Source organism: Klebsiella pneumoniae complex sp. WS1778, assembly GCF_049472055.1.
Lineage (GTDB): Bacteria > Pseudomonadota > Gammaproteobacteria > Enterobacterales > Enterobacteriaceae > Klebsiella > Klebsiella quasipneumoniae.
Genome location: NZ_JBKGTJ010000009.1, coordinates 66,074 through 88,055 on the forward strand (window position 1 = coordinate 66,074; position 21,982 = coordinate 88,055).

Below are 21,982 nucleotides of genomic sequence, written 5' to 3' on the forward strand. Positions count from 1 at the left end.
CCGAGCCTTGTAGAGAGTGGGGTTATTGTTATGGTACTGCCTGCGGACGGGGATCTATGTTGACCCTCTCATCCTGGTTCGCCTGGCGTTGTACACCCCCGGCGACAATTCTGTTCATTTTTTCTTCACCGGACGCTGCCAGCCCTGCTTATGGACCTGCGGCACGCGGCTCAACACCAGTTCGTTATCGGCGATATTGCGTGTGACGGTGGTGCCGGCGGCGATAGTGACGCCGTTGCCTACCGTAACCGGGGCCACCAGCTGGGTATCCGAGCCGACAAAGACATCGTCGCCAATAATCGTTTTATGTTTATTCGCGCCATCATAGTTGCAGGTGATGGTGCCCGCGCCGATATTGACGTTATCACCGATCTCCGCATCGCCCAGATAGGTCAGATGACCCGCCTTGGAGCCTTTGCCGAGACGCGCTTTTTTCATTTCCACGAAGTTGCCAACGTGGGCGCCTTCCAGCAGTTCGGCGCCCGGGCGCAGACGGGCAAATGGACCGATGGTGCAGGCCGCCTGCAGCTGGGCATCTTCCACCACGCTGTAGGGGCTGATTTCGCAATCATCGCCGATGGTGCTGTTTTTGATCACGCAGCCGGCGCCGATTTTCACACGATCGCCCAACACCACGTTGCCTTCCAGAATAACGTTAGTATCGATCTCCACATCGCGCCCGTGCTGCAGCGTACCGCGCAGATCGAAACGCGCCGGATCGCGCAGCATCACTCCCGCCAGCAGCAGCTTTTCCGCTTGCTCAGCCTGGTAGACGCGCTCCAGGCGCGCAAGCTGCAGGCGGTTGTTGACGCCTTCGACTTCGCTCAGGCGCTGGGGATGCACGGCAGCGATCTCGCGACCTTCCTGATGCGCCATGGCGATGATATCGGTGATGTAGTATTCGCCCTGGGCGTTGTTATTGGTGAGATTCGCCAGCCAGCGCTTGAGGTCTGCTCCGCCGGCGATCAGGATCCCGGTGTTGATTTCCTGGATCTGGCGCTGCGCCTCGCTGGCATCTTTGTGCTCAACGATGCCCGTCACCTGGCCATTTTCACGGGTAATGCGGCCGTAGCCGGTTGGATCATCCAGCTTCACGGTCAGCAGACCAATCCCGCCCTGCGGCTTCGCGGCGCGCAGGCGCTGTAGCGTCTCGACGGAGATCAGCGGCACGTCGCCGTAGAGCATCAGGATGTCTTCATCATCATTGAAGAACGGCGCCGCCTGCTGCATGGCGTGCCCGGTTCCGAGCTGTTCGGCCTGCAGCACCCAGTTCAGGTTGTCTTCATGCAGCGTCTGACGCAGCAGATCGCCACCGTGGCCATACACCAGGTGTACCGCACATGCGCCTAAATCGTTAGCGGCATCAATGACATGCTGCACCATTGGCTTCCCGGCCAGGGTATGCAGCACCTTAGGAAGATCGGAATACATGCGGGTCCCTTTGCCTGCGGCAAGGATAACCACGCTCATCGCACTATTTGACATACTCATCCTGACGGTAGTTAGAACGAAAAGTAAAAGCCTTTCACGTTGAAATTTCTACATATTTTTCATCATAAAACGAGACGTGGAGAAAACGTCCAGGCTCACTGCTATACACCATTTTATGACGCTATTTTTAACCACTGCAAATCAGTTTAACGCTGAAAAAGGAGGGCGGGGAGGATAATCATTGACTATCTCACTGCTTTTACTGTTTTTTCGCCACCTGAATAAAGCCGCTGCGGAAAGCGATTTTCAGTACCCGCAGCGGGAAGAACCAGGATAATCGTCGCCAGTCGCTGGCGGGGGAGGGCGACAAAGTGATTGATGTAGCGATAAAAAACGAAAGGCCACCGTCAGGTGACCTTCTTTGCCCGGTTTCACATCGCCAGTGTTGTCGTTTTGATGGGCGATACGTCATGTCAGCGGGGGGATAGCGCGGAGCTTAGAAGCTCAGGACGCTAAATTTAGCGATGATTTTATGGAACAGTTTCATGATGATTTCCTGACGCAGGTGCAGTTTGATAACGCTATTTTATGTGATATACATCACATAAAACGGAGTCTACGCTTCATCATTTAACTAATCAATAACAATTAAGGGTGAATTCTGTTTTCACTTCATCCGCTCGTCAGCAGCTGGGCATAAAAAAAGCCAGCCTGGAAACCAGACTGGCTTTTTACGTTCAAGCCGGTGTTACATCGCTTTTTTGGTCAACTCGATAACGCGCAGTTTAGCGATCGCTTTGGCCAGTTCCGCAGACGCCTGAGCGTAATCCACATCGCCGTGAGAGCTCTTAATGTGCTCTTCCGCTTTGCGTTTCGCTTCCAGCGCTCGCGCTTCGTCGAGGTCCTGACCACGAATTGCGGTATCCGCCAGGACGGTCACGCTGCCAGGCTGCACTTCAAGAATGCCGCCGGACAGATAGATAAACTCTTCATGACCGTGCTGTTTAACGATGCGAATCATACCAGGCTTAATGGCGGTGAGCAGCGGTGCGTGTCCCGGGTAAATACCCAGTTCACCTTCGCTACCCGTTACCTGGATTTTTTCGACCAGACCAGAGAACATTTGTTGCTCTGCGCTGACGACGTCCAGGTGGTAAGTCATTGCCATATCACCCTCCGATTAAGGCGTTAAAGTTTTTTGGCTTTTTCCACGGCTTCGTCGATGGAACCGACCATGTAGAACGCCTGCTCTGGCAGGTGATCGTATTCGCCTTCCATGATGCCTTTAAAGCCACGGATGGTGTCTTTCAGCGCCACGTATTTGCCCGGAGAACCGGTAAAGACTTCAGCCACGAAGAACGGCTGGGACAGGAAGCGCTGGATCTTACGTGCGCGAGCTACCACCAGTTTGTCTTCTTCAGACAGTTCGTCCATACCGAGGATGGCGATGATGTCTTTCAGTTCCTGATAACGCTGCAGGATGGACTGCACGCCACGCGCGGTGTCGTAGTGTTCCTGACCAACAACCAGCGGATCCAGCTGACGGCTGGTGGAGTCCAGCGGGTCAACAGCCGGGTAGATACCCAGGGAAGCGATCTGACGGCTCAGTACTACGGTTGCATCTAAGTGAGCAAAGGTAGTGGCTGGGGATGGGTCAGTTAAGTCATCCGCCGGTACGTATACCGCCTGTACGGAGGTGATAGAACCGGTTTTGGTGGAGGTGATACGTTCCTGCAGAACGCCCATCTCTTCCGCCAGGGTCGGCTGATAACCTACCGCTGAAGGCATACGACCCAGCAGTGCGGATACTTCCGTACCGGCCAGGGTGTAACGATAGATGTTATCGACGAACAGCAGTACGTCACGACCTTCGTCACGGAATTTCTCAGCCATGGTCAGGCCGGTCAGCGCAACGCGCAGACGGTTTCCCGGCGGCTCGTTCATCTGGCCGTACACCAGGGATACTTTATCGATAACGTTGGAGTCGGTCATTTCGTGGTAGAAGTCGTTACCCTCACGAGTACGCTCACCTACGCCCGCAAACACGGAGTAACCGGAGTGCTCGATCGCGATGTTACGGATCAGCTCCATCATGTTTACGGTTTTACCGACACCCGCACCACCGAACAGACCGACTTTACCGCCCTTCGCGAACGGACACATCAGGTCGATAACTTTGATGCCGGTTTCCAGCAGTTCCTGAGAGCTGGACAGCTCTTCATAGGACGGTGCTGCGCGGTGGATAGCCCAACGCTCTTCTTCGCCGATGTCGCCTTTCATGTCGACCGGTTGACCCAGTACGTTCATGATACGACCCAGCGTAGCTTTACCAACCGGGACTTCGATCGGGTGCTCGAGGTCTTTTACATCCAGACCGCGGCGCAGACCATCGGAAGAACCCATGGCGATGGTACGCACGATACCGCCGCCCAGCTGCTGCTGAACTTCCAGCACCAGAACTTCATTACCATTCTGTACCTCAAGGGCTTCGTACACGCGTGGTACGGCATCCTGAGGGAACTCGACGTCGACCACGGCGCCGATTACCTGGACAATCTTTCCAGTAGCCATCTTAAATCCTCTACGAAATAACCTGGTTAAACCGCGGCGGCCCCCGAGACGATCTCGGTGAGTTCCTGAGTAATGCTGGCCTGACGAGCTTTGTTGTATACCAACTGCAGCTCTTTAATCAGGCTGCCGCCATTATCGGTCGCGGCTTTCATCGCCACCATACGGGCGGCCTGCTCGCTGGCCAGGTTTTCAACCACGCCCTGATAAACCTGAGACTCGACGTAGCGGCGCAGGAGGGTATCCAGCAGCGCTTTCGGATCGGGCTCATACAGGTAATCCCAGGATTTACGTTTCAGATCAGCGTCTTCTGATGCCGGTAACGGCAGCAGCTGAGTGATCGTCGGAACCTGAGACATGGTGTTAATAAATTTGTTGCTGACAACGTACAGCTTGTCCAGACGGCCTTCATCATAGGCCTGCAACATCACTTTTACCGGGCCGATCAGTTCGGACAGGGATGGGTTATCCCCCATACCGGTCACCTGTGCAACAACGTTGCCGCCAACGGAGTTAAAGAAAGAGACGCCCTTAGAGCCGATCATTGCGAGGTCGCACTGAACGCCTTTATCGGACCATGCTTTCATTTCCGCCAGCAGTTTCTTGAACAGGTTAATGTTCAAGCCGCCGCACAAACCACGGTCGGTCGACACCACCAGGTAGCCCACGCGCTTAACGTCGCGTTCTTCCAGGTAAGGGTGCTTATATTCCAGATTACCGTTCGCAAGGTGACCAATCACTTTGCGCATAGTATCTGCGTAAGGACGGCTGGCCGCCATGCGCTCCTGCGATTTACGCATTTTGGAAGCGGCGACCATCTCCATCGCTTTAGTGATCTTTTGCGTGTTCTGGACGCTTGCGATCTTACTACGTATCTCTTTTGCGCCGGCCATGAGCTTCTCCTCAATGCCTTGCGGCCTGCCCTAAGACAGACCGCCAGACGTTACCAGGACTGGGTTGCTTTGAAGGAATCGAGGATGCCTTTCAGCTTGCCTTCGATTTCGTCGTTATAGCCACCGGACTGGTTAATCTCTTGCATCAGCGGAGCGTGATCACGGTCGACGTAAGCCAGCAGTGCGGCTTCGAAGCTACCGATTTTCGCCAGTTCTACATCAGCCAGATAACCACGTTCTGCTGCGAACAGAACCAGAGACTGCTGCGCGACGGACATCGGCGCATACTGTTTCTGTTTCAGCAGTTCGGTCACTTTCTGACCGTGGTCCAGCTGTTTGCGGGTTGCATCGTCAAGGTCGGATGCAAACTGGGAGAACGCCGCCAGTTCACGATACTGCGCCAGCGCGGTACGGATACCACCGGACAGTTTCTTCATGATCTTGGTCTGCGCTGCACCACCCACACGGGATACCGAGATACCCGGGTTAACCGCAGGACGAATACCGGCGTTGAACAGGTTGGTTTCCAGGAAGATCTGACCATCGGTAATGGAGATTACGTTGGTCGGAACGAACGCGGAAACGTCACCCGCCTGGGTTTCGATAATCGGCAGCGCGGTCAGAGAACCGGTTTTCCCTTTCACTTCACCTTTGGTGAAGGCTTCAACGTATTCGGCGTTAACACGCGCAGCACGCTCCAGCAGACGAGAGTGGAGGTAGAATACGTCGCCCGGGAACGCTTCACGTCCTGGCGGACGACGGAGCAGCAGGGAGATCTGACGATAAGCAACAGCCTGTTTAGACAGGTCATCGTATACGATCAGCGCATCTTCACCGCGGTCGCGGAAGTATTCGCCCATTGCGCAACCGGCGTATGGCGCCAGGTATTGCAGTGCAGCAGATTCGGATGCAGTCGCTACCACCACGATGGTGTTAGCCAGCGCGCCGTGCTCTTCCAGTTTACGCACCACGTTAGAGATGGTGGACGCTTTCTGGCCGATAGCAACATAGACGCACTTGATGCCGGAATCACGCTGGTTGATGATGGCATCGATAGCCAGCGCAGTTTTACCGGTCTGACGGTCGCCGATGATCAGTTCACGCTGACCACGACCGATTGGGATCATGGCGTCAACGGATTTATAACCGGTCTGTACCGGCTGATCGACGGACTGACGTTCGATTACGCCCGGCGCGATCGCTTCAACGGCGGAGAAACCGTCGTTTTCCAGCGGACCTTTACCATCAATTGGCGCGCCCAGGGTGTTAACCACGCGGCCCAGCAGGCCACGACCAACCGGAACTTCCAGGATACGGCCAGTACATTTCACCTTCATGCCTTCGGCGAGGTCAGCGTACGGACCCATCACCACCGCACCGACGGAGTCGCGCTCCAGGTTCAGTGCGATAGCGTAACGGTTACCCGGCAGGGAGATCATCTCACCCTGCATACATTCGGCAAGGCCGTGGATGCGGATAACACCGTCACTTACAGAAACAATAGTACCTTCGTTATGAGCTTCGCTCACAACATTGAACTGAGCAATGCGCTGCTTGATCAGTTCGCTGATTTCGGTGGAATTCAGTTGCATGCTCCAGTCCCCTTAAGACTGCAAGACGTCTGCAAGGCGATCAAGACGGCCGCGTACGCTGCCATCAATGACCATATCACCCGCACGGATGATAATACCTGCCATAACAGACTTATCGATTTTGCAATTCAGCTTAACTTTGCGTGACAGACGTTTTTCCATCGCGCTGACGATCCTGGCAAGCTGTTCATCACTCAGTTGGTTGGCAGATATGACTTCTACCTCTGCGATGGCCTCACTGGCCGCGCGCAGGTGAATGAATTGCTCAAGAACGTCCGGGAGCACCTTCAGACGATTATTTTCCGCCATCACCTTAATCAGGTTCTGGCCGTTTTCGTCAAGTTGCTCGCCGCAGATAGCGATAAACGCTTCTGAGAGCGTTTCCGGCGCCAAAGCACCGGAGAGAAGCTCTGCCATTTGATCGTTTTTGGTCACTTCGGCGGCAAACGCCAGCATATCCTGCCAGCGTTCAACACTGTTGTGTTCGACGGCAAAGTCAAAAGCTGCTTTGGCGTAGGGGCGAGCTACCGTTACAAATTCAGACATCAGCCCCTCCCTCCTTACAGTTCAGCGACAAGTTTATCCACGATGTCGCTGTTAGCAGCTTCATCCACGGAACGTTCGATGATCTTCTCGGCGCCAGCAACAGCCAGGATAGCGACCTGCTTACGCAGCTCCTCGCGTGCACGTTTACGCTCAGCATCAATTTCAGCCTGCGCTTGTGCAACGATTTTGGTGCGTTCCTGTTCTGCTTCAGCTTTAGCTTCGTCCAGAATCTGAGAGCGGCGCTTGTTCGCCTGCTCAATGATTACCTGGGCTTCCGCTTTCGCTTTTTTCAGCTGGTCGGTCGCGTTGGCCTGTGCAAGGTCCAAATCTTTCTTAGCGCGTTCTGCAGAAGCTAAACCGTCAGAAATCTCTTTCTGGCGTTTTTCGATGGCAGCCATTAAAGGCGGCCATACGTACTTCATGCAGAACCATACGAAGATAACAAACGCGATGGCCTGGCCGAGGATTGTTGCGTTCATGTTCACAGCACAATACCTCTTTAATTAACTCTGTGGCTTAGGTTTCTAACAACTTACTACGCGACGGCGAACATCACGTACAGACCCAGACCTACAGCGATCATCGGGATAGCATCCACCAGACCCATAACGATAAAGAACTGAGTACGCAGCAGAGGGATCAGATCCGGCTGACGCGCTGCGCCTTCCAGGAATTTACCTCCGAGGATGCCGATACCGATCGCAGCACCGATTGCCGCCAGACCCATCATCACAGCGGCAGCCATGTACAGCAGATCCATATTCAGGTTTTCCATGACAGTCTCCAGTTTGTTTCAGTTAAAACGTAGTAGTGTTGGTAAAAATCAATGCTCTTCAGACGCCATCGACAGATAGACAATCGTCAGAACCATGAAGATGAAGGCTTGCAGCGTAATAATCAGGATGTGGAAAATGGCCCAAGGCACATTCAGAACCCACTGTGACCACCACGGCAACAGACCAGCAATCAGAATGAAAATCAGCTCACCGGCATACATGTTGCCGAACAGTCGCAGACCGAGAGAGACCGGTTTGGACAGCAGGCTTACCCCTTCAAGGATTAAGTTGACAGGAATGAACGCCCAGTGATTGAACGGCTGCATGGTCAGTTCTTTAACGAACCCACCCACGCCTTTCATTTTGATGCTGTAGAAAAGAATCAGGATGAACACGCCAAGCGCCATCGACAGGGTGATGTTCACGTCAGCAGACGGAACCACGCGCAGTGCAGGCAGGCCGAAAATGTGTTCGCCGATATAAGGAAGCAGGTCGATTGGCAGCAGGTCCATCAGGTTCATCAGGAAGACCCAGACGAACACGGTCAGCGCCAGCGGCGCGATAACCTTGCTCTTGCCATGGTACATGTCTTTGACGCTACCATGGACGAAGCCGATGATCATTTCGATGAAGGTCTGGAATTTCCCTGGTACGCCGCTGGTCGCTTTCTTAGCAACGCTACGGAACATGGCCAGGAACAGCAGACCGAGAACCACCGAGAAGAACATGGAGTCAATGTTGAGCGTCCAGAAGGTGGCCGGGGGGTTGTGCGGATCCACCAGCGAGAAAGTACGCAGGTCAATCTGAAGGTTGTTCAGATGGTGACCTATGTATTCCTGCGGCGTCATATTTTCTGAAGCCATGATGCCTTTTACCCTTTGTTGTTGATTACAGCTGGCGCCAGAACTTGTACCACCAGCACCAAAACCCACGTCACGATCAGTGGCAAAAATACCACTTTTAAAACGGCCAGCGCCACCGCCAGGAGGGCGAAGGTCAGCAACACCTTGAAGGCTTCACCGAAGGCGAAGGTCCAGGCCACACGGCCTTTTGCTGGTGTATGCGCCTGATGACGCCAGGCAAAAATCATAAACATCAGATTTGGCAAAACCACTGCCAAACCGCCGCATACCGCGGAAATGCCCCAGAAGGGGTCTTTGAGGCTGAACAGCAGTCCACTTGCCATTACTGCCAGTAACTGAATAAACAGAAGCTTGCGAGCAACGTTTCGACTCAAGAGCGACACTGACATCACGTTTTTACTCCTGCTCCCTTTGAGGTATGTCGCGTGTCGTATAAAACGTCCTTTAAGACGAAGAGTCAAGCATCAAAAAGCGGACAAATTATACGGTGACGCCCCGTGATTTCAAACAATAAGTAGCAAAATAGTGAATAAATGTTTAATTATTTTCCAACGGACAACTTTCCGCGCATTTCAGCGTTCTGTGAGCGGTCATACAAAACTGCAAATAACGTGGAAACACGGCAATTAAAGCGTGCATTAGATCACATAATAAACATTTCAAGCGCCCTTTAATGAATCAAGGACATAAAACACTATTTTTCATGCTTTTGATATTCAAGATAAAAAGTGAGGACATTATCTAAAACAACCCCACATACAATAAAAACCTTTTATTGACATTTATAATAAAAATTTAACATCGCTATGCTGTTTATCGTTGTCGATTTTTAGCACCCTGATATTTTCAAAGTTGACTATTTTGTCAGTGAATCAGTTACGCTAAGTTAACCGCAAGAAAAACCATAGTAAAAACATGGTTAAATGCAGCCCGATTAGAACGGGAGGTGTCCTTTATTTTTGTAACATTCACGGGCCACATTTTTTCCACATTTTTTGATAAAAATTAACTCGATTTTGGCGTAATAACCACCAGGTGCCGCTCCCCTTCCAGCTGAGGAACATGTAGCTCAATGACCTCGGCTATGGCATACCCTTCCGGCAGGTTTTCCATTTCGTCTTTTTGCGCTAACCCTTTGAGCGCATAGAAGTGACCGTTCGCGGCCGGCAAATGATGGCACCAGCTCACCATATCATTAAGCGATGCGAAGGCGCGGCTTATCACGCCATCAAACGGCGGCTCAGCCGGGAAAGCTTCCACGCGGCTCTGCACCGGGGTAACGTTATCCAGCTTCAGCTCATGCTGCACCTGACGCAGGAAGCGCACGCGTTTGCCAAGGCTGTCCAGCAGGGTGAAATGCGACTCCGGGCGCACGATAGCCAACGGGATCCCAGGCAGCCCCGGTCCCGTACCGACATCGATAAAGCGCGAGCCCTGCAGATAAGGCGCGACGACGATGCTGTCCAGGATATGACGCACCAGCATCTCATTTGGATCGCGAACGGAGGTCAGGTTATAGGCTTTGTTCCACTTATCGAGCAGCCCGACGTAAGCCACCAGCTGATTTTTCTGGTGATCGGTGAGCAAAATACCCGCTTCATCCAGCAGACGAGAAAGTTTGTTGAGCACGGTAAGTACCTTCAAAAAATAATGAGCCCGGAGGCGCTAACGCTTACCGGGCCAGGAATGATAAAGGCGAACGCTGATTATGCAACTGGGAAATCAGCGCGGCAGGCTGCCGCAATCAGGCGCTGCGACGCAGCATCCCCTGCTTTTTCAACCAAACCAGCAAAATAGAGATCGCCGCCGGGGTGATCCCGGAAATACGTGACGCCTGCCCTATCGACGACGGTTTATGGTCGTTTAGTTTAGCGATCACTTCATTAGACAGTCCGGTGACCTGACGGTAGTCGAGTGTCGCCGGTAACAAGGTATTCTCGTTGCGCTGCTGTTTCTCGATCTCATCCTGCTGGCGCGCGATATAGCCTTCATACTTCACCTGGATCTCAACCTGCTCAGCCGCCTGCCGATCTTCCAGCCCCGGCGCGAACGGCGAGAGCTGAACCAGCTGCTCGTAGGTCATTTCCGGACGACGCAGCAGATCTTCACCGCTGGCTTCGCGCGACAGCGGCGCGGTCAGGTGAGCGTTCACTTCGTTAGCGCTCTCAGCCTGAGGGTTCACCCAGGTCGATTTCAGGCGCTGGCGTTCACGCTCAATGCTTTCCAGCTTCTCGTTGTAACGCGCCCAGCGTTCATCATCCACCAGACCCAGCTCACGCCCCTGCTCAGTCAGACGCAGGTCGGCGTTGTCTTCGCGCAGCATCAGACGATATTCTGCACGAGAAGTAAACATGCGGTACGGTTCTTTGGTACCCAGAGTACACAGGTCATCCACCAGCACGCCGAGGTAGGCCTGATCGCGACGCGGTGCCCAGCCCTCTTTTTCCGCCGAGAAACGAGCAGCGTTAAGACCGGCCAGCAGACCCTGAGCCGCAGCTTCTTCATAACCGGTGGTGCCGTTGATCTGACCGGCGAAGAACAGACCCTGAATGAATTTGCTCTCGAGCGTCGGCTTCAGATCGCGCGGGTCGAAGAAATCGTACTCAATAGCGTAGCCAGGACGGACGATCCGCGCATTCTCCATCCCCTGCATTGAGCGGACGATTTGCATTTGCACATCGAACGGCAGGCTGGTGGAGATGCCGTTCGGATAAATTTCGTTTGAGGTCAGGCCTTCCGGTTCGAGGAAGATCTGATGTTGGTTGCGATCGGCAAAGCGCATGACTTTGTCTTCGATCGACGGGCAGTAGCGTGGACCGATCCCTTCGATCACCCCGGCGTACATGGGGCTGCGATCGAGGTTATTGCGGATCACGTCATGGGTTTTCTCGTTAGTGTGGGTGATATAGCACGGCACCTGGCGCGGATGCTGATCGGCAGATCCCATAAACGAGAAGACCGGCATTGGGTTATCGCCATGCTGTTGCGCCAGCACGCTGAAATCGATGGTGCGCGCGTCAATGCGCGGCGGGGTCCCGGTTTTCAGCCGGCTTACGCGCAGCGGCAGTTCACGCAGGCGACGAGACAGCGGGATCGACGGCGGGTCGCCGGCGCGTCCGCCGCTGTAGTTATCCAGACCAATATGGATTTTGCCGTCAAGGAAGGTCCCGACGGTCAGTACCACCGCTTTAGCACGGAATTTGAGGCCCATCTGGGTGACCGCGCCTACGACACGATCGTTTTCGACAATCAGATCTTCCACTGCCTGCTGGAAGATCATCAGGTTCGGCTGGTTCTCCAGCGCAGTGCGTACCGCCTGACGGTACAGCACGCGGTCAGCCTGGGCGCGAGTGGCGCGCACCGCGGGGCCTTTGCTGGCGTTTAGTATCCTAAACTGAATGCCTGCCTGATCGATCGCTTTGGCCATCAGACCGCCGAGCGCGTCCACTTCTTTTACCAGGTGTCCTTTCCCAATGCCGCCAATCGCCGGGTTGCAGCTCATCTGCCCCAGCGTGTCGATATTGTGTGTCAAAAGCAGGGTCTGTTGACCCATACGCGCTGCGGCCATTGCGGCCTCAGTGCCTGCGTGACCCCCGCCAATGATAATGACGTCAAAAGGATCCTGATAAAACATGGTGGTCTGCCTCGCATAACGCGGTTTGAAAATGGATTGAAGCCCGGGCCGTGGATTCTACTCGGCTTTGGTCTTTTGAGAAAGACTCCGGGATCCTGAGTATTAAAAAGAAGATCTTTATATAGAGATCTGTTCTATTGTGATCTCTTATTAGGATCGACTCTCTTTGTGGATAAGTCGGATCCACGAAGTAAGATCAAAAGCTTAAGAAGGATCACTATCTGTGAATGATCGGTGATCCTGGTCCGTATAAGCTGGGATCAGAATGAAGGGTTATGCACAGCTCAAAAACCATACTCCGGTTATTCTTTGGATAACTACCGGTTGATCCAAGCTTTTAAGCATGGTTATCCACAGAAGAACGGACGATCTTTACAATTCTCAGAGCAAATTTTTCCAGGATCCCAGCCAGATTTCCGCCGGATCCTCCGGAATTTCATGTTCCAGCACGTTGATCTTCAGGGTCTCGCCGATCTGTTTTGCCCCGCAGGCCTTCAGCGCCGCTTCTAATTTATCGATCGCGCCGCAAAAAGTGTCGTATTCACGGCTGCCGATCCCGATGGCGCCAAAGCGCACGGCGGAAAGATCGGCCTGCTGCGCCAGCAGTACGTCATAGAAGGGAACCAGGTTGTCGGGAATGTCGCCGGCGCCATGGGTGGAAGAGATAACTAACCAGATCCCTTGCGCCTGCAGATCGTCCACCTGCGGGCCGTGCTGGATTTCAGTGCTGTAGCCTGCTTCTTCCAGCTTTTCTGCCAGATGCTCCGCTACGTATTCCGCACTGCCCAGGGTGCTGCCGCTGATAAGTGTAATGTCTGCCATAGATCGCCGATCGCCCGCTCAACTGTTCAGAGTGGCGTATTGTACGCTGTGAGCGAGCTGGGATCTACCTGTGGAAAAATGTGGGATTAAAAAAAACGATCAGGGCTTAATGGTGCGCATGATCGGGTTCTGCAGCACGATCAGGGTTTCAGTGGACTGAATTTCATCAATTGTTTGGATCTTGTTGATAAGTACCTGCTGCAGGGCATCGATGGATTTACACATCACCTTAATAAAGATGCTGTAGTGACCGGTGGTGTAGTAAGCCTCGGTCACCTCCTCCAGGCTTTCCAGGCGGGCGAGGGCGGAGGGATAGTCTTTGGCGCTCTTGAGAATAATGCCGATGAAGCAGCCGACGTCATAGCCCAGCTGTTTGGGGCTGACATCAATGCGCGCGCCAGTAATGATGCCCGCCTGTTTCATCTTTTCGACGCGCACATGAATAGTACCCGGGCTGACGCTGAATTGTTTGGCCAGTTCGGCATAGGCGGTACGGGCGTTGGCCATGAGCGCATCGAGAATGCCGCGGTCCAGATTGTCGATCTGATAATTTTCCATATCTTTTTCTTATGAAGTTTGACGGTTCTTACTATTTTAGCTCTATATTTTGTTGAATTAAAAGTTGACGAGCCTTTTTATTGATTGATTATTGTATTGGCGGCCTGTTTTGTTGCTTAATCAATGGCAACAGGACGCAGGAGTCATAAAAATGAAAACCGCTTATATCGCAAAACAACGCCAGATCAGTTTCGTTAAATCCCATTTTTCCCGTCAGCTGGAAGAGAAGCTTGGCCTGATTGAAGTCCAGGCGCCAATCTTAAGCCGCGTGGGCGATGGGACGCAGGATAACTTGTCCGGCTGCGAGAAAGCGGTTCAGGTGAAAGTGAAAACACTGCCCGACGCCCAGTTCGAAGTGGTTCATTCGCTGGCGAAATGGAAGCGTCAAACCCTGGGACAACACGACTTCAGCGCGGGCGAAGGGCTGTACACGCACATGAAGGCCCTTCGCCCCGATGAAGACCGTCTTACGCCGATCCACTCCGTCTATGTCGACCAGTGGGACTGGGAGCGGGTGATGGGGGATGAAGAGCGCCACGTCGGCACGCTGAAGGCGACCGTCGAAGCGATCTACGCCGGGATCAAAGCCACCGAGCTGGCGGTCAGCCAGGAATTTGGCCTGACGCCGTTCCTGCCGGAACAGATCCACTTTGTTCACAGCCAGGCGCTGCTGAGTCGCTATCCGGATCTTGATGCCAAAGGCCGCGAGCGAGCGATTGCCAAAGAGCTGGGCGCCGTCTTCTTAATCGGCATCGGCGGCAAACTCTCTGATGGCAAGCGCCATGATGTACGTGCCCCGGATTATGATGACTGGAGCACTGAGGTTTCTGAAGGCTTTGCCGGACTGAACGGCGATATCCTGGTGTGGAACCCGGTGCTGGAAGATGCGTTCGAGATCTCATCAATGGGGATCCGCGTTGACGCCGCGGCGCTAAAACGCCAGCTGGCGCTGACTGGCGACGAAGATCGCCTGCAACTGGAGTGGCACCAGGCGCTGCTGCGCGGCGAGATGCCGCAGACTATCGGCGGCGGCATTGGCCAGTCTCGCCTGACGATGCTGCTGCTGCAGCTCGACCATATCGGCCAGGTGCAGTGCGGCGTATGGCCGGCACAGGTTCGCGAAAGCGTTTCCGCGCTGCTGTAACGATTAGCGCCGCCAGCGTCGCAGCAGGCGGCTACGCAACCCGGTATCAAAGCGCCAGATATGATCGTAGATGCGCATGATGCCGGGTTTGCCGTGTACCGACATCGCCACCGCGTGAAAACGGTGCTGATGCTTTCGCTGTAGCTCCCCCACCTGCGCAATCACCTCATCCGGCAACCGCTGGGCAATAAAGTCTGAGATCACCACGGCATCCGCATCCACCCACTGCGGGTTTTGCAGACGTTCAATAATGGCGCGAAAACAGCTGGCCAGATCGGTGCCGCCGCGAAAGCGCTGGCTCAGAAAGCGGATCGCCTGCTCCAGGCCGCCCTCGCAGGTCAGTTCGTAGTGCACCACTTCGCTGGAGAACAGCATAATAAAGCAGCGGCGGTTATCCGCCAGCGCGACGCGCATCAGGGCCAGACAAAAGGCTTTGGCGCACTGCTCGTTAAAACCGCCCATCGATCCTGACGTATCGACGCAGACAATAAAGGGCCCGCGAGGCTGTTCATCAAAATCCTGCCGCGTCACCGGGCGTTCGGTGATTTTTTCGCGCCAGGCGTCTCCGTGCAGCCGGTAAGTCAGGAGCTGTTTCTCCACCAGCTTGCGATAAAATTCAAACTCCAGCTCCGTGATGCCGAGCGTCGCCAGCTCCGGCGGCAGCAGGCGCAGAATGTCATCGCTCTGCTGGAGGCCGTCGACCTGTTCCGGCACCGTCGCTGGCTCGCGCACCAGACTACGGAAGGTCTCCATCGGCGCGTCTTTCTTCGGCACGGATTTCGCTTCCCGTGAACGCCCCAGCTGTTCCGCCAGCTGCAGCAGCTCCGGCTGCTGGTTAAGAAAATCGCCATAGCGCACTATCAGCTGATAGTCGCCACGTTTCAGTTCGCCGGCACTCATATCCCACAGGCGTCCGGCGGCGGTGTCATTCTCCGCCAGCACCGGATCGAGCTGACCGCTGAGTGTCATTCGTTCCTGGACCTCACTGAGCAACTGATCGCGCTCCTCATCCAGCAACTGCTGATTAAGGCTGGTGGCTTGCACCACCAGGCTTAGGCGCCAGCGCTGTAAAAACAGCGTATGCAGCGCCGGGGTAAAGGTAGCATTGTCGTCCACCAGCTTCTGCGCCTGGGCGGCAAAAGGGGACTGGAGCTGGTGCAGCTTGCCGAGGATCTGCGGTAGCTGGACGATAAACTGTGAGGTAGAGAGCAGTTGAGCCTGCTGATAGGTTTGTACTTCGGCGTCCAGATCCGGCGGGATGTTAACCTCTTTTAAGCGGGCGCGAACGGCTTCCCGCCAGCGCGGAATATCCGCCGCGATGATGTTTTTCAGGCGGGGAAATTTCTCAAAGAAAACCGCCAGCTGCGGAGAGGCCAGCAGCGCCAGCAGCATCTCCTCGATCATTCCCTCTTCGCTGACTGCCAGCATGACATTCAGCATATCCAGCGTCATGGCTGCTTCGCCTGTTTAATCTGCGCGCCGACGTCCTGCAGGCTGGCTTCGATTCTTCCCAGCCACTCGACCGGGATAAACAGGCACTTCTGCTGCTCGCTGAAGCGGTTATGTTGCTGGTGCCACTCATCGTCCAGCGCCTCCAGCTGCTGGCGAATTTCCGCCGGCATGTTCTCCTGCGACGCGCTGCCGGGCAGCGCGAGGCGTGAGCCCTGCAAGCTGACGTCGCGAACGACCAGATGCTGGCTGGTGTCGACATCCATATTGAGCAGTTGGGCAAAGCCGATCCCGTTGAGCTTGCCGCGGATCTCGCCGCCTTTTTCCAGCCAGCTGGCTAACGCCTCGCGCTCAAAAGTAATGTGGATCACTTCCATATCGTGAAGTTTGAGCGGCTGCTGCAGCAGCAGGGTCAGGGTGGATCCCTGGATCTCCGCCGGCAGCTCATAGTGCGGCTTGCGGCTAAACATGCCGCCAAGGCGGGTGACCTTTAGCGCCGTTTTGTCACTTTGCTGCTGTTGGATCTGAATGCGTCGCTGCACAATCGCCCCGAGCCGCGTCAGCATTGCCTGCTGCTGCCAGGCGTGGCAGGTCATCAGCGTTTCCAGCTGCTGCGACATCAGGTGCATGCTCTCGACGTTGTGCCACAGACAATCTTTCAGCAGGATAAGATCTATCGGCGCGATGCTGTCGCGGCCGCTGAAGAAGGCGCTGGCCTGCAGCAGGCGAATGGCCTTTTTCCAGCGGCGATCTGAAACGTACGGCGCGTTTGGCAGGGCATCCAGCTGCTGGCGCAGCTGGAATATCAGCTCAAACACCGCGTCCGGTAGTTTGATATTGCCGATCTGCTGCTGCCATTGCGTAAACTCCTCGTCGCTTACCTGCAGCGCGCTGGGCACCGGATTGCTGTTTTCATCCTGCTGGCTGACCAGCATCGAACGGAAATTTCCTTTATCCTGCACTTTATCAAGCCACAGACGGATCAGCATTCGGTCATACAGCGCTTCCAGGCTGCTGTCGGCTTCGGGGAGTTCGTTCGAGGCGGCCACCAGCAGGCGCATTGGGATTTTCTCTTCGTGAGCGCCATTGCGGAAGTGACGTTCGTTAATCGCCGTCAGCAGGGTGTTGAGGATAGCCGGACCCGCTTTCCATATTTCATCGAGGAACACGATTTCTGCTTCCGGCAGGTAGCCGGCGGTTAAACGCTCGTAGCGCCCTTCATCTTTCAGCGCCTGAATGGACAGTGGGCCAAAAACCTCTTCCGGGGTGGAAAAGCGGGTCATCAGGTATTCAAAAGCGCGCGCCTGCTGGAAGGCGAACTTGAGGCGGCGGGCAATCAGGCTTTTGGCGATCCCCGGCGGACCGAGCAAAAATACGCTCTCGCCGCTGAGCGCCGCCAGCAGGCACAGGCGTATCGCGTGGCTGCGTTCAAAGAGTCCTTTTTCGAGTGCCGCGCTGAGTCGGGAAATTCTTTCAGCCAGTAAATGTGTTTGAGCCATAATTGAGTTGCGTGCTTTGTCATGTATCGTTATTGGGACGAGTATAGATGTTAGAGCAGGGGCGGTAATAGCCTGAAGAATCGATTTATTTTTTTTGAGCCAGGTTAATATGGTGTCTGTTAGGGGTACGATTTCACAAATAATCGTGCATACTGTGCGCTTTTTGTGGGCCAAGGGACTAGGCACACATTTGTTTTATAAACGAAAAGACTAGTCTATGAGCACTGATAATAAACAATCGTTGCCGGCGTTAACGCTGGCGGCCATCGGCGTGGTGTACGGTGATATCGGTACCAGTCCACTGTATACCCTGCGTGAATGCCTGTCAGGTCAGTTTGGCTTTGGCGTTGAGCGCGATGCCGTTTTTGGCTTTTTGTCGCTGATTTTCTGGCTGTTAATCTTTACCGTATCGATTAAATACATCACCTTCGTGATGCGGGCGGATAACGCCGGGGAAGGCGGGATCTTAACGCTGATGTCACTGGCCGGACGCAATACCTCGGCGCGGATGACCTCTGTGCTGGTGATCCTCGGCCTGATCGGCGGCAGTTTCTTCTATGGCGAAGTGGTGATAACCCCGGCGATTTCGGTCATGTCGGCGATAGAGGGGTTAGAAATTATCGCCCCGCAGCTCGATACCTGGATTGTCCCTATCTCCATTATCGTGCTCACCCTGCTGTTTGTGATCCAGAAGCACGGGACTGGCATGGTCGGCAAGCTGTTTGCGCCGATTATGCTGATCTGGTTCCTGTTGCTGGCGGTGTTGGGCGCGCGAAGCATTTACGCTAATCCGGAAGTTCTGCAGGCGCTGAACCCCTACTGGGCTGTGCACTTCTTCCTGCAATACAAGACCGTTTCCTTTATTGCGCTTGGCGCGGTGGTGCTGTCGATTACCGGGGTGGAAGCGCTGTACGCCGATATGGGCCACTTCGGCAAACTGCCGATCCGCGTCGCCTGGTTCTCCGTCGTGCTGCCCTCGTTGGTGCTGAACTATTTTGGCCAGGGCGCGCTGCTGCTGAAGCACCCGGAAGCGATTAAAAACCCGTTCTTCCTGCTGGCGCCTGAGTGGGCGCTGATCCCGATGCTGATTATCGCCACGCTGGCGACGGTTATCGCCTCCCAGGCAGTGATTTCCGGGGTCTTCTCCCTGACCCGTCAGGCAGTGCGTCTGGGCTATCTGTCGCCGATGCGCATTATCCATACCTCGGAAATGGAGTCCGGGCAGATTTACATTCCGTTCATTAACTGGCTGCTGTACGTTTCTGTGGTCATCGTTATCGTCAGCTTTGAGCATTCGTCTAACCTGGCGGCGGCGTATGGTATCGCCGTAACGGGCACCATGGTGCTGACCTCCATTCTGTCGGCGACCGTGGCGCGCAAAAACTGGCACTGGAACAAGCTGTTTGTCGGTCTGATGCTGGTGGCCTTCCTGTGCATTGATATTCCGCTGTTCTCGGCGAACCTCGATAAGATTGTCTCCGGCGGCTGGCTACCGTTGTCCCTGGGGATGGTGATGTTTACGGTGATGACGACCTGGAAGAGCGAGCGTTTCCGCCTGCTGCGCCGGATGCACGAGCATGGCAACTCGCTGGAAGCGATGATCTCTTCGCTGGAGAAGTCACCGCCAGTGCGTGTGCCGGGTACTGCGGTGTATATGTCCCGCGCCCTGAACGTGATCCCGTTTGCCCTGCTGCATAACCTGAAGCACAACAAGGTGCTGCATGAGCGAGTGATCCTCCTGACCCTGCGCACCGAGGACGCGCCTTACGTGCATAACGTTCGCCGGGTGCAGATTGAGCAGCTGTCGCCCTCGTTCTGGCGGGTGGTGGCCAGCTACGGCTGGCGGGAAACGCCAAATGTCGAAGAGGTGTTCCATCGCTGTGGCCTGGAAGGACTCAGCTGCCGGATGATGGAGACCTCGTTCTTTATGTCCCATGAGTCGTTGATTATCGGCAAACGGCCGTGGTATCTGCGTCTGCGCGGCAAGCTTTATCTGCTGTTGCAGCGTAACGCCCTGCGCGCGCCGGATCAGTTTGAAATCCCGCCAAACCGGGTTATCGAGCTCGGTACTCAGGTCGAAATCTGATGTCAAAAAAGCCCTTCCGTTGCGAAGGGCTTTTTGTTTCTCACTCCGTTTGTCATGTCCTGTCGCTGTCTCGCGAAACGTTTCGATGGCGATCACATTTCTCTCTTCTGGTGATGGTTTTCTGCTCACACATTGATAATAATTATTGTAGCGAAACGTTTCGCTAGTGGAGCAAAAGAGAAAAAATGAAAAAAGGCACCGTACTTAACGTTGATATTTCCGCGGTCATCTCCCGCCTGGGTCACACCGATACGCTGGTGGTCTGCGATGCCGGATTGCCGGTTCCCCGCAGCAGCGCGCGCATCGATATGGCGTTAACCCAGGGCGTACCTTCATTTATGCAGGTTCTGGAAGTGGTGACGACGGAAATGCAGGTTGAAGCGGCTGTCATCGCGGAGGAAATTAAGACGCATAATCCGCAGCTCCACGCGACGTTGCTCAACCATCTTGAGCAACTGCAGCAGCACCAGGGAAATACCATTGAAATTCGTTACACCAGTCATGAGCAGTTCAAAAAACAAACCGCAGACAGTCAGGCGGTAATTCGCAGCGGGGAGTGTTCCCCGTTCGCGAATATCATTCTCTGTGCCGGCGTGACGTTCTGAGGTCGCCGTCATGGAAGCCTTATTGCAACTGAAAGGGATCGATAAAGCGTTCCCTGGCGTCAAGGCGCTCTCCGGCGCCTCGCTGAATGTCTATCCTGGCCGGGTGATGGCGCTGGTGGGTGAGAACGGCGCCGGTAAATCCACTATGATGAAAGTGCTGACCGGGATCTACACCCGTGACGCCGGCGCTTTATTATGGCTCGGTAAAGAGACCACCTTTAACGGCCCAAAATCTTCCCAGGAAGCCGGGATCGGCATTATCCATCAGGAACTGAACCTGATCCCGCAGTTGACGATCGCCGAGAACATCTTCCTTGGCCGCGAGTTCGTTAACCGCTTTGGCAAAATCGACTGGAAGCGGATGTATGCCGAAGCCGACAAGCTGCTGGCGAAGCTGAATCTCCGTTTTACCAGCCAGAAGCTGGTGGGCGATCTGTCGATTGGCGATCAGCAAATGGTGGAGATCGCCAAAGTGCTGAGCTTCGAGTCGAAGGTCATCATTATGGATGAACCGACCGACGCGCTGACCGATACCGAAACCGAATCGCTGTTCCGCGTGATCCGCGAACTAAAATCGCAGGGGCGCGGCATCGTCTACATCTCCCACCGCATGAAAGAGATCTTCGAGATTTGCGACGACGTGACCGTGTTCCGCGACGGGCAGTTTATCGCCGAACGCGAGGTCTCCTCGCTGGATGAAGACCGTCTGATCGAAATGATGGTTGGCCGGAAGCTGGAAGATCAGTATCCGCATCTGGCTAAGGCGCCGGGCGCGGTGCGTCTGAAGGTCGACAACCTCTGCGGCCCGGGCGTGGAAAACGTGACCTTTACCCTGCGCCAGGGGGAAATCCTCGGCGTCGCCGGGCTGATGGGCGCCGGGCGGACCGAGCTGATGAAAGTGTTGTATGGCGCGCTGCCGCGCAGCAGCGGCTCTGTGACGCTCGACGGTCACGAAGTGGTGACCCGTTCGCCGCAGGATGGTCTGGCGAACGGCATTGTCTATATCTCCGAAGACCGTAAGCGCGACGGCTTAGTGCTCGGGATGTCGGTAAAAGAAAATATGTCCCTGACCGCCTTGCGCTACTTTAGCCGGACGGGAGGGAGCCTCAAGCATAAAGATGAACAGCAGGCGGTCAGTGATTTCATCCGGCTGTTTAACGTGAAAACGCCGTCCATGGAGCAGGCGATCGGCCTGCTCTCCGGCGGCAACCAGCAAAAGGTCGCCATCGCCCGCGGGCTGATGACCCGGCCGAAGGTCCTGATCCTCGATGAGCCGACCCGTGGCGTCGACGTCGGGGCGAAGAAAGAGATCTACCAGCTCATCAATCAGTTCAAAGCCGATGGCCTGAGCATCATTCTGGTCTCCTCCGAGATGCCGGAAGTGTTGGGCATGAGCGATCGCATCATAGTGATGCATGAAGGGCATCTCGGCGGTGAATTCACACGCGAGCAGGCCACCCAGGAAGTATTGATGGCTGCCGCTGTGGGCAAGCTTAACCGTGTGAATCAGGAGTAA

General features: G+C 54.9%; 20 protein-coding genes. 4 read left to right on the forward strand and 16 right to left on the reverse strand.

Annotation, left to right across the window (positions count from 1 at the left end):
- Nucleotides 1-114: 114 nt before the first annotated feature.
- From glmU to asnC, 14 genes are all read right to left on the reverse strand, one after another.
- On the reverse strand, nt 115-1,485 hold the full coding sequence (glmU, locus tag ACLEXF_RS23970) for a bifunctional UDP-N-acetylglucosamine diphosphorylase/glucosamine-1-phosphate N-acetyltransferase GlmU (RefSeq protein ID WP_407259975.1): 1,371 nt from the start codon (nt 1,483-1,485) through the stop codon (nt 115-117).
- A gap of 694 nt (nt 1,486-2,179) precedes the next feature.
- The gene (locus ACLEXF_RS23975; protein ID WP_001251971.1) at nt 2,180-2,599 is read right to left on the reverse strand and encodes a F0F1 ATP synthase subunit epsilon; all 420 of its coding nucleotides are present in this window, start codon (nt 2,597-2,599) and stop codon (nt 2,180-2,182) included.
- A gap of 20 nt (nt 2,600-2,619) precedes the next feature.
- Complete coding sequence (atpD, locus tag ACLEXF_RS23980) at nt 2,620-4,002, reverse strand: F0F1 ATP synthase subunit beta (protein WP_004144997.1); 1,383 nt, start codon at nt 4,000-4,002, stop codon at nt 2,620-2,622.
- Between the two features lie 26 nt (nt 4,003-4,028).
- Complete coding sequence (atpG, locus tag ACLEXF_RS23985) at nt 4,029-4,892, reverse strand: F0F1 ATP synthase subunit gamma (protein ID WP_004144996.1); 864 nt, start codon at nt 4,890-4,892, stop codon at nt 4,029-4,031.
- Between the two features lie 50 nt (nt 4,893-4,942).
- Nucleotides 4,943-6,484: a F0F1 ATP synthase subunit alpha gene (gene atpA, locus ACLEXF_RS23990; RefSeq protein ID WP_004144995.1), complete on the reverse strand. Its 1,542-nt coding sequence runs from the start codon at nt 6,482-6,484 to the stop codon at nt 4,943-4,945.
- A gap of 12 nt (nt 6,485-6,496) precedes the next feature.
- The gene (gene atpH, locus ACLEXF_RS23995) at nt 6,497-7,030 is read right to left on the reverse strand and encodes a F0F1 ATP synthase subunit delta (RefSeq protein WP_004202307.1); all 534 of its coding nucleotides are present in this window, start codon (nt 7,028-7,030) and stop codon (nt 6,497-6,499) included.
- Nucleotides 7,031-7,044: 14 nt separating this feature from the next.
- Nucleotides 7,045-7,515: a F0F1 ATP synthase subunit B gene (gene atpF / locus ACLEXF_RS24000; protein ID WP_004107293.1), complete on the reverse strand. Its 471-nt coding sequence runs from the start codon at nt 7,513-7,515 to the stop codon at nt 7,045-7,047.
- A 50-nt stretch (nt 7,516-7,565) separates the two neighbouring features.
- Nucleotides 7,566-7,805, reverse strand: coding sequence for a F0F1 ATP synthase subunit C (gene atpE / locus ACLEXF_RS24005; protein ID WP_000429386.1), 240 nt, complete (start codon nt 7,803-7,805; stop codon nt 7,566-7,568).
- A gap of 48 nt (nt 7,806-7,853) precedes the next feature.
- Nucleotides 7,854-8,669, reverse strand: a complete 816-nt coding sequence (gene atpB / locus ACLEXF_RS24010) for a F0F1 ATP synthase subunit A (RefSeq protein ID WP_004202309.1) — start codon at nt 8,667-8,669, stop codon at nt 7,854-7,856.
- Between the two features lie 8 nt (nt 8,670-8,677).
- Entirely contained in the window at nt 8,678-9,058 is a 381-nt protein-coding gene (gene atpI, locus ACLEXF_RS24015; RefSeq protein WP_004202310.1) for a F0F1 ATP synthase subunit I, read from the reverse strand.
- Nucleotides 9,059-9,674: 616 nt separating this feature from the next.
- On the reverse strand, nt 9,675-10,298 hold the full coding sequence (gene rsmG, locus ACLEXF_RS24020; protein WP_004202311.1) for a 16S rRNA (guanine(527)-N(7))-methyltransferase RsmG: 624 nt from the start codon (nt 10,296-10,298) through the stop codon (nt 9,675-9,677).
- A 115-nt stretch (nt 10,299-10,413) separates the two neighbouring features.
- On the reverse strand, nt 10,414-12,303 hold the full coding sequence (gene mnmG, locus ACLEXF_RS24025; RefSeq protein ID WP_004202313.1) for a tRNA uridine-5-carboxymethylaminomethyl(34) synthesis enzyme MnmG: 1,890 nt from the start codon (nt 12,301-12,303) through the stop codon (nt 10,414-10,416).
- A gap of 381 nt (nt 12,304-12,684) precedes the next feature.
- Nucleotides 12,685-13,125 carry an FMN-binding protein MioC gene (mioC, locus tag ACLEXF_RS24030; protein WP_048293945.1) on the reverse strand — a complete coding sequence of 147 codons (441 nt, stop codon included), beginning with the start codon at nt 13,123-13,125 and terminating at the stop codon, nt 12,685-12,687.
- Nucleotides 13,126-13,224: 99 nt separating this feature from the next.
- Nucleotides 13,225-13,683: a transcriptional regulator AsnC gene (gene asnC, locus ACLEXF_RS24035; protein WP_002882510.1), complete on the reverse strand. Its 459-nt coding sequence runs from the start codon at nt 13,681-13,683 to the stop codon at nt 13,225-13,227.
- A gap of 151 nt (nt 13,684-13,834) precedes the next feature.
- On the opposite strand from asnC, the gene asnA reads away from it, so the two are divergent.
- Complete coding sequence (gene asnA / locus ACLEXF_RS24040) at nt 13,835-14,827, forward strand: aspartate--ammonia ligase (RefSeq protein WP_048326140.1); 993 nt, start codon at nt 13,835-13,837, stop codon at nt 14,825-14,827.
- A gap of 3 nt (nt 14,828-14,830) precedes the next feature.
- Here asnA and viaA read toward each other — a convergent pair whose 3' ends face one another.
- Together viaA and ravA are read right to left on the reverse strand one after the other, a co-directional pair.
- Nucleotides 14,831-16,279 carry an ATPase RavA stimulator ViaA gene (gene viaA / locus ACLEXF_RS24045; protein WP_274786798.1) on the reverse strand — a complete coding sequence of 483 codons (1,449 nt, stop codon included), beginning with the start codon at nt 16,277-16,279 and terminating at the stop codon, nt 14,831-14,833.
- Nucleotides 16,276-17,775 (reverse strand): ATPase RavA, encoded by a 1,500-nt coding sequence (gene ravA, locus ACLEXF_RS24050; protein WP_004202318.1) that lies wholly within the window; start codon nt 17,773-17,775, stop codon nt 16,276-16,278. The genes viaA and ravA overlap by 4 nt, the downstream gene beginning before the upstream one ends.
- A gap of 217 nt (nt 17,776-17,992) precedes the next feature.
- Here ravA and kup point away from each other — a divergent pair, with 217 nt between their 5' ends.
- From kup to rbsA, 3 genes are all read left to right on the forward strand, one after another.
- Nucleotides 17,993-19,861: a low affinity potassium transporter Kup gene (gene kup / locus ACLEXF_RS24055; RefSeq protein ID WP_002882520.1), complete on the forward strand. Its 1,869-nt coding sequence runs from the start codon at nt 17,993-17,995 to the stop codon at nt 19,859-19,861.
- Nucleotides 19,862-20,046: 185 nt separating this feature from the next.
- On the forward strand, nt 20,047-20,466 hold the full coding sequence (gene rbsD, locus ACLEXF_RS24060; RefSeq protein ID WP_064183890.1) for a D-ribose pyranase: 420 nt from the start codon (nt 20,047-20,049) through the stop codon (nt 20,464-20,466).
- A 10-nt stretch (nt 20,467-20,476) separates the two neighbouring features.
- Nucleotides 20,477-21,982, forward strand: a complete 1,506-nt coding sequence (gene rbsA, locus ACLEXF_RS24065) for a ribose ABC transporter ATP-binding protein RbsA (RefSeq protein ID WP_004202321.1) — start codon at nt 20,477-20,479, stop codon at nt 21,980-21,982.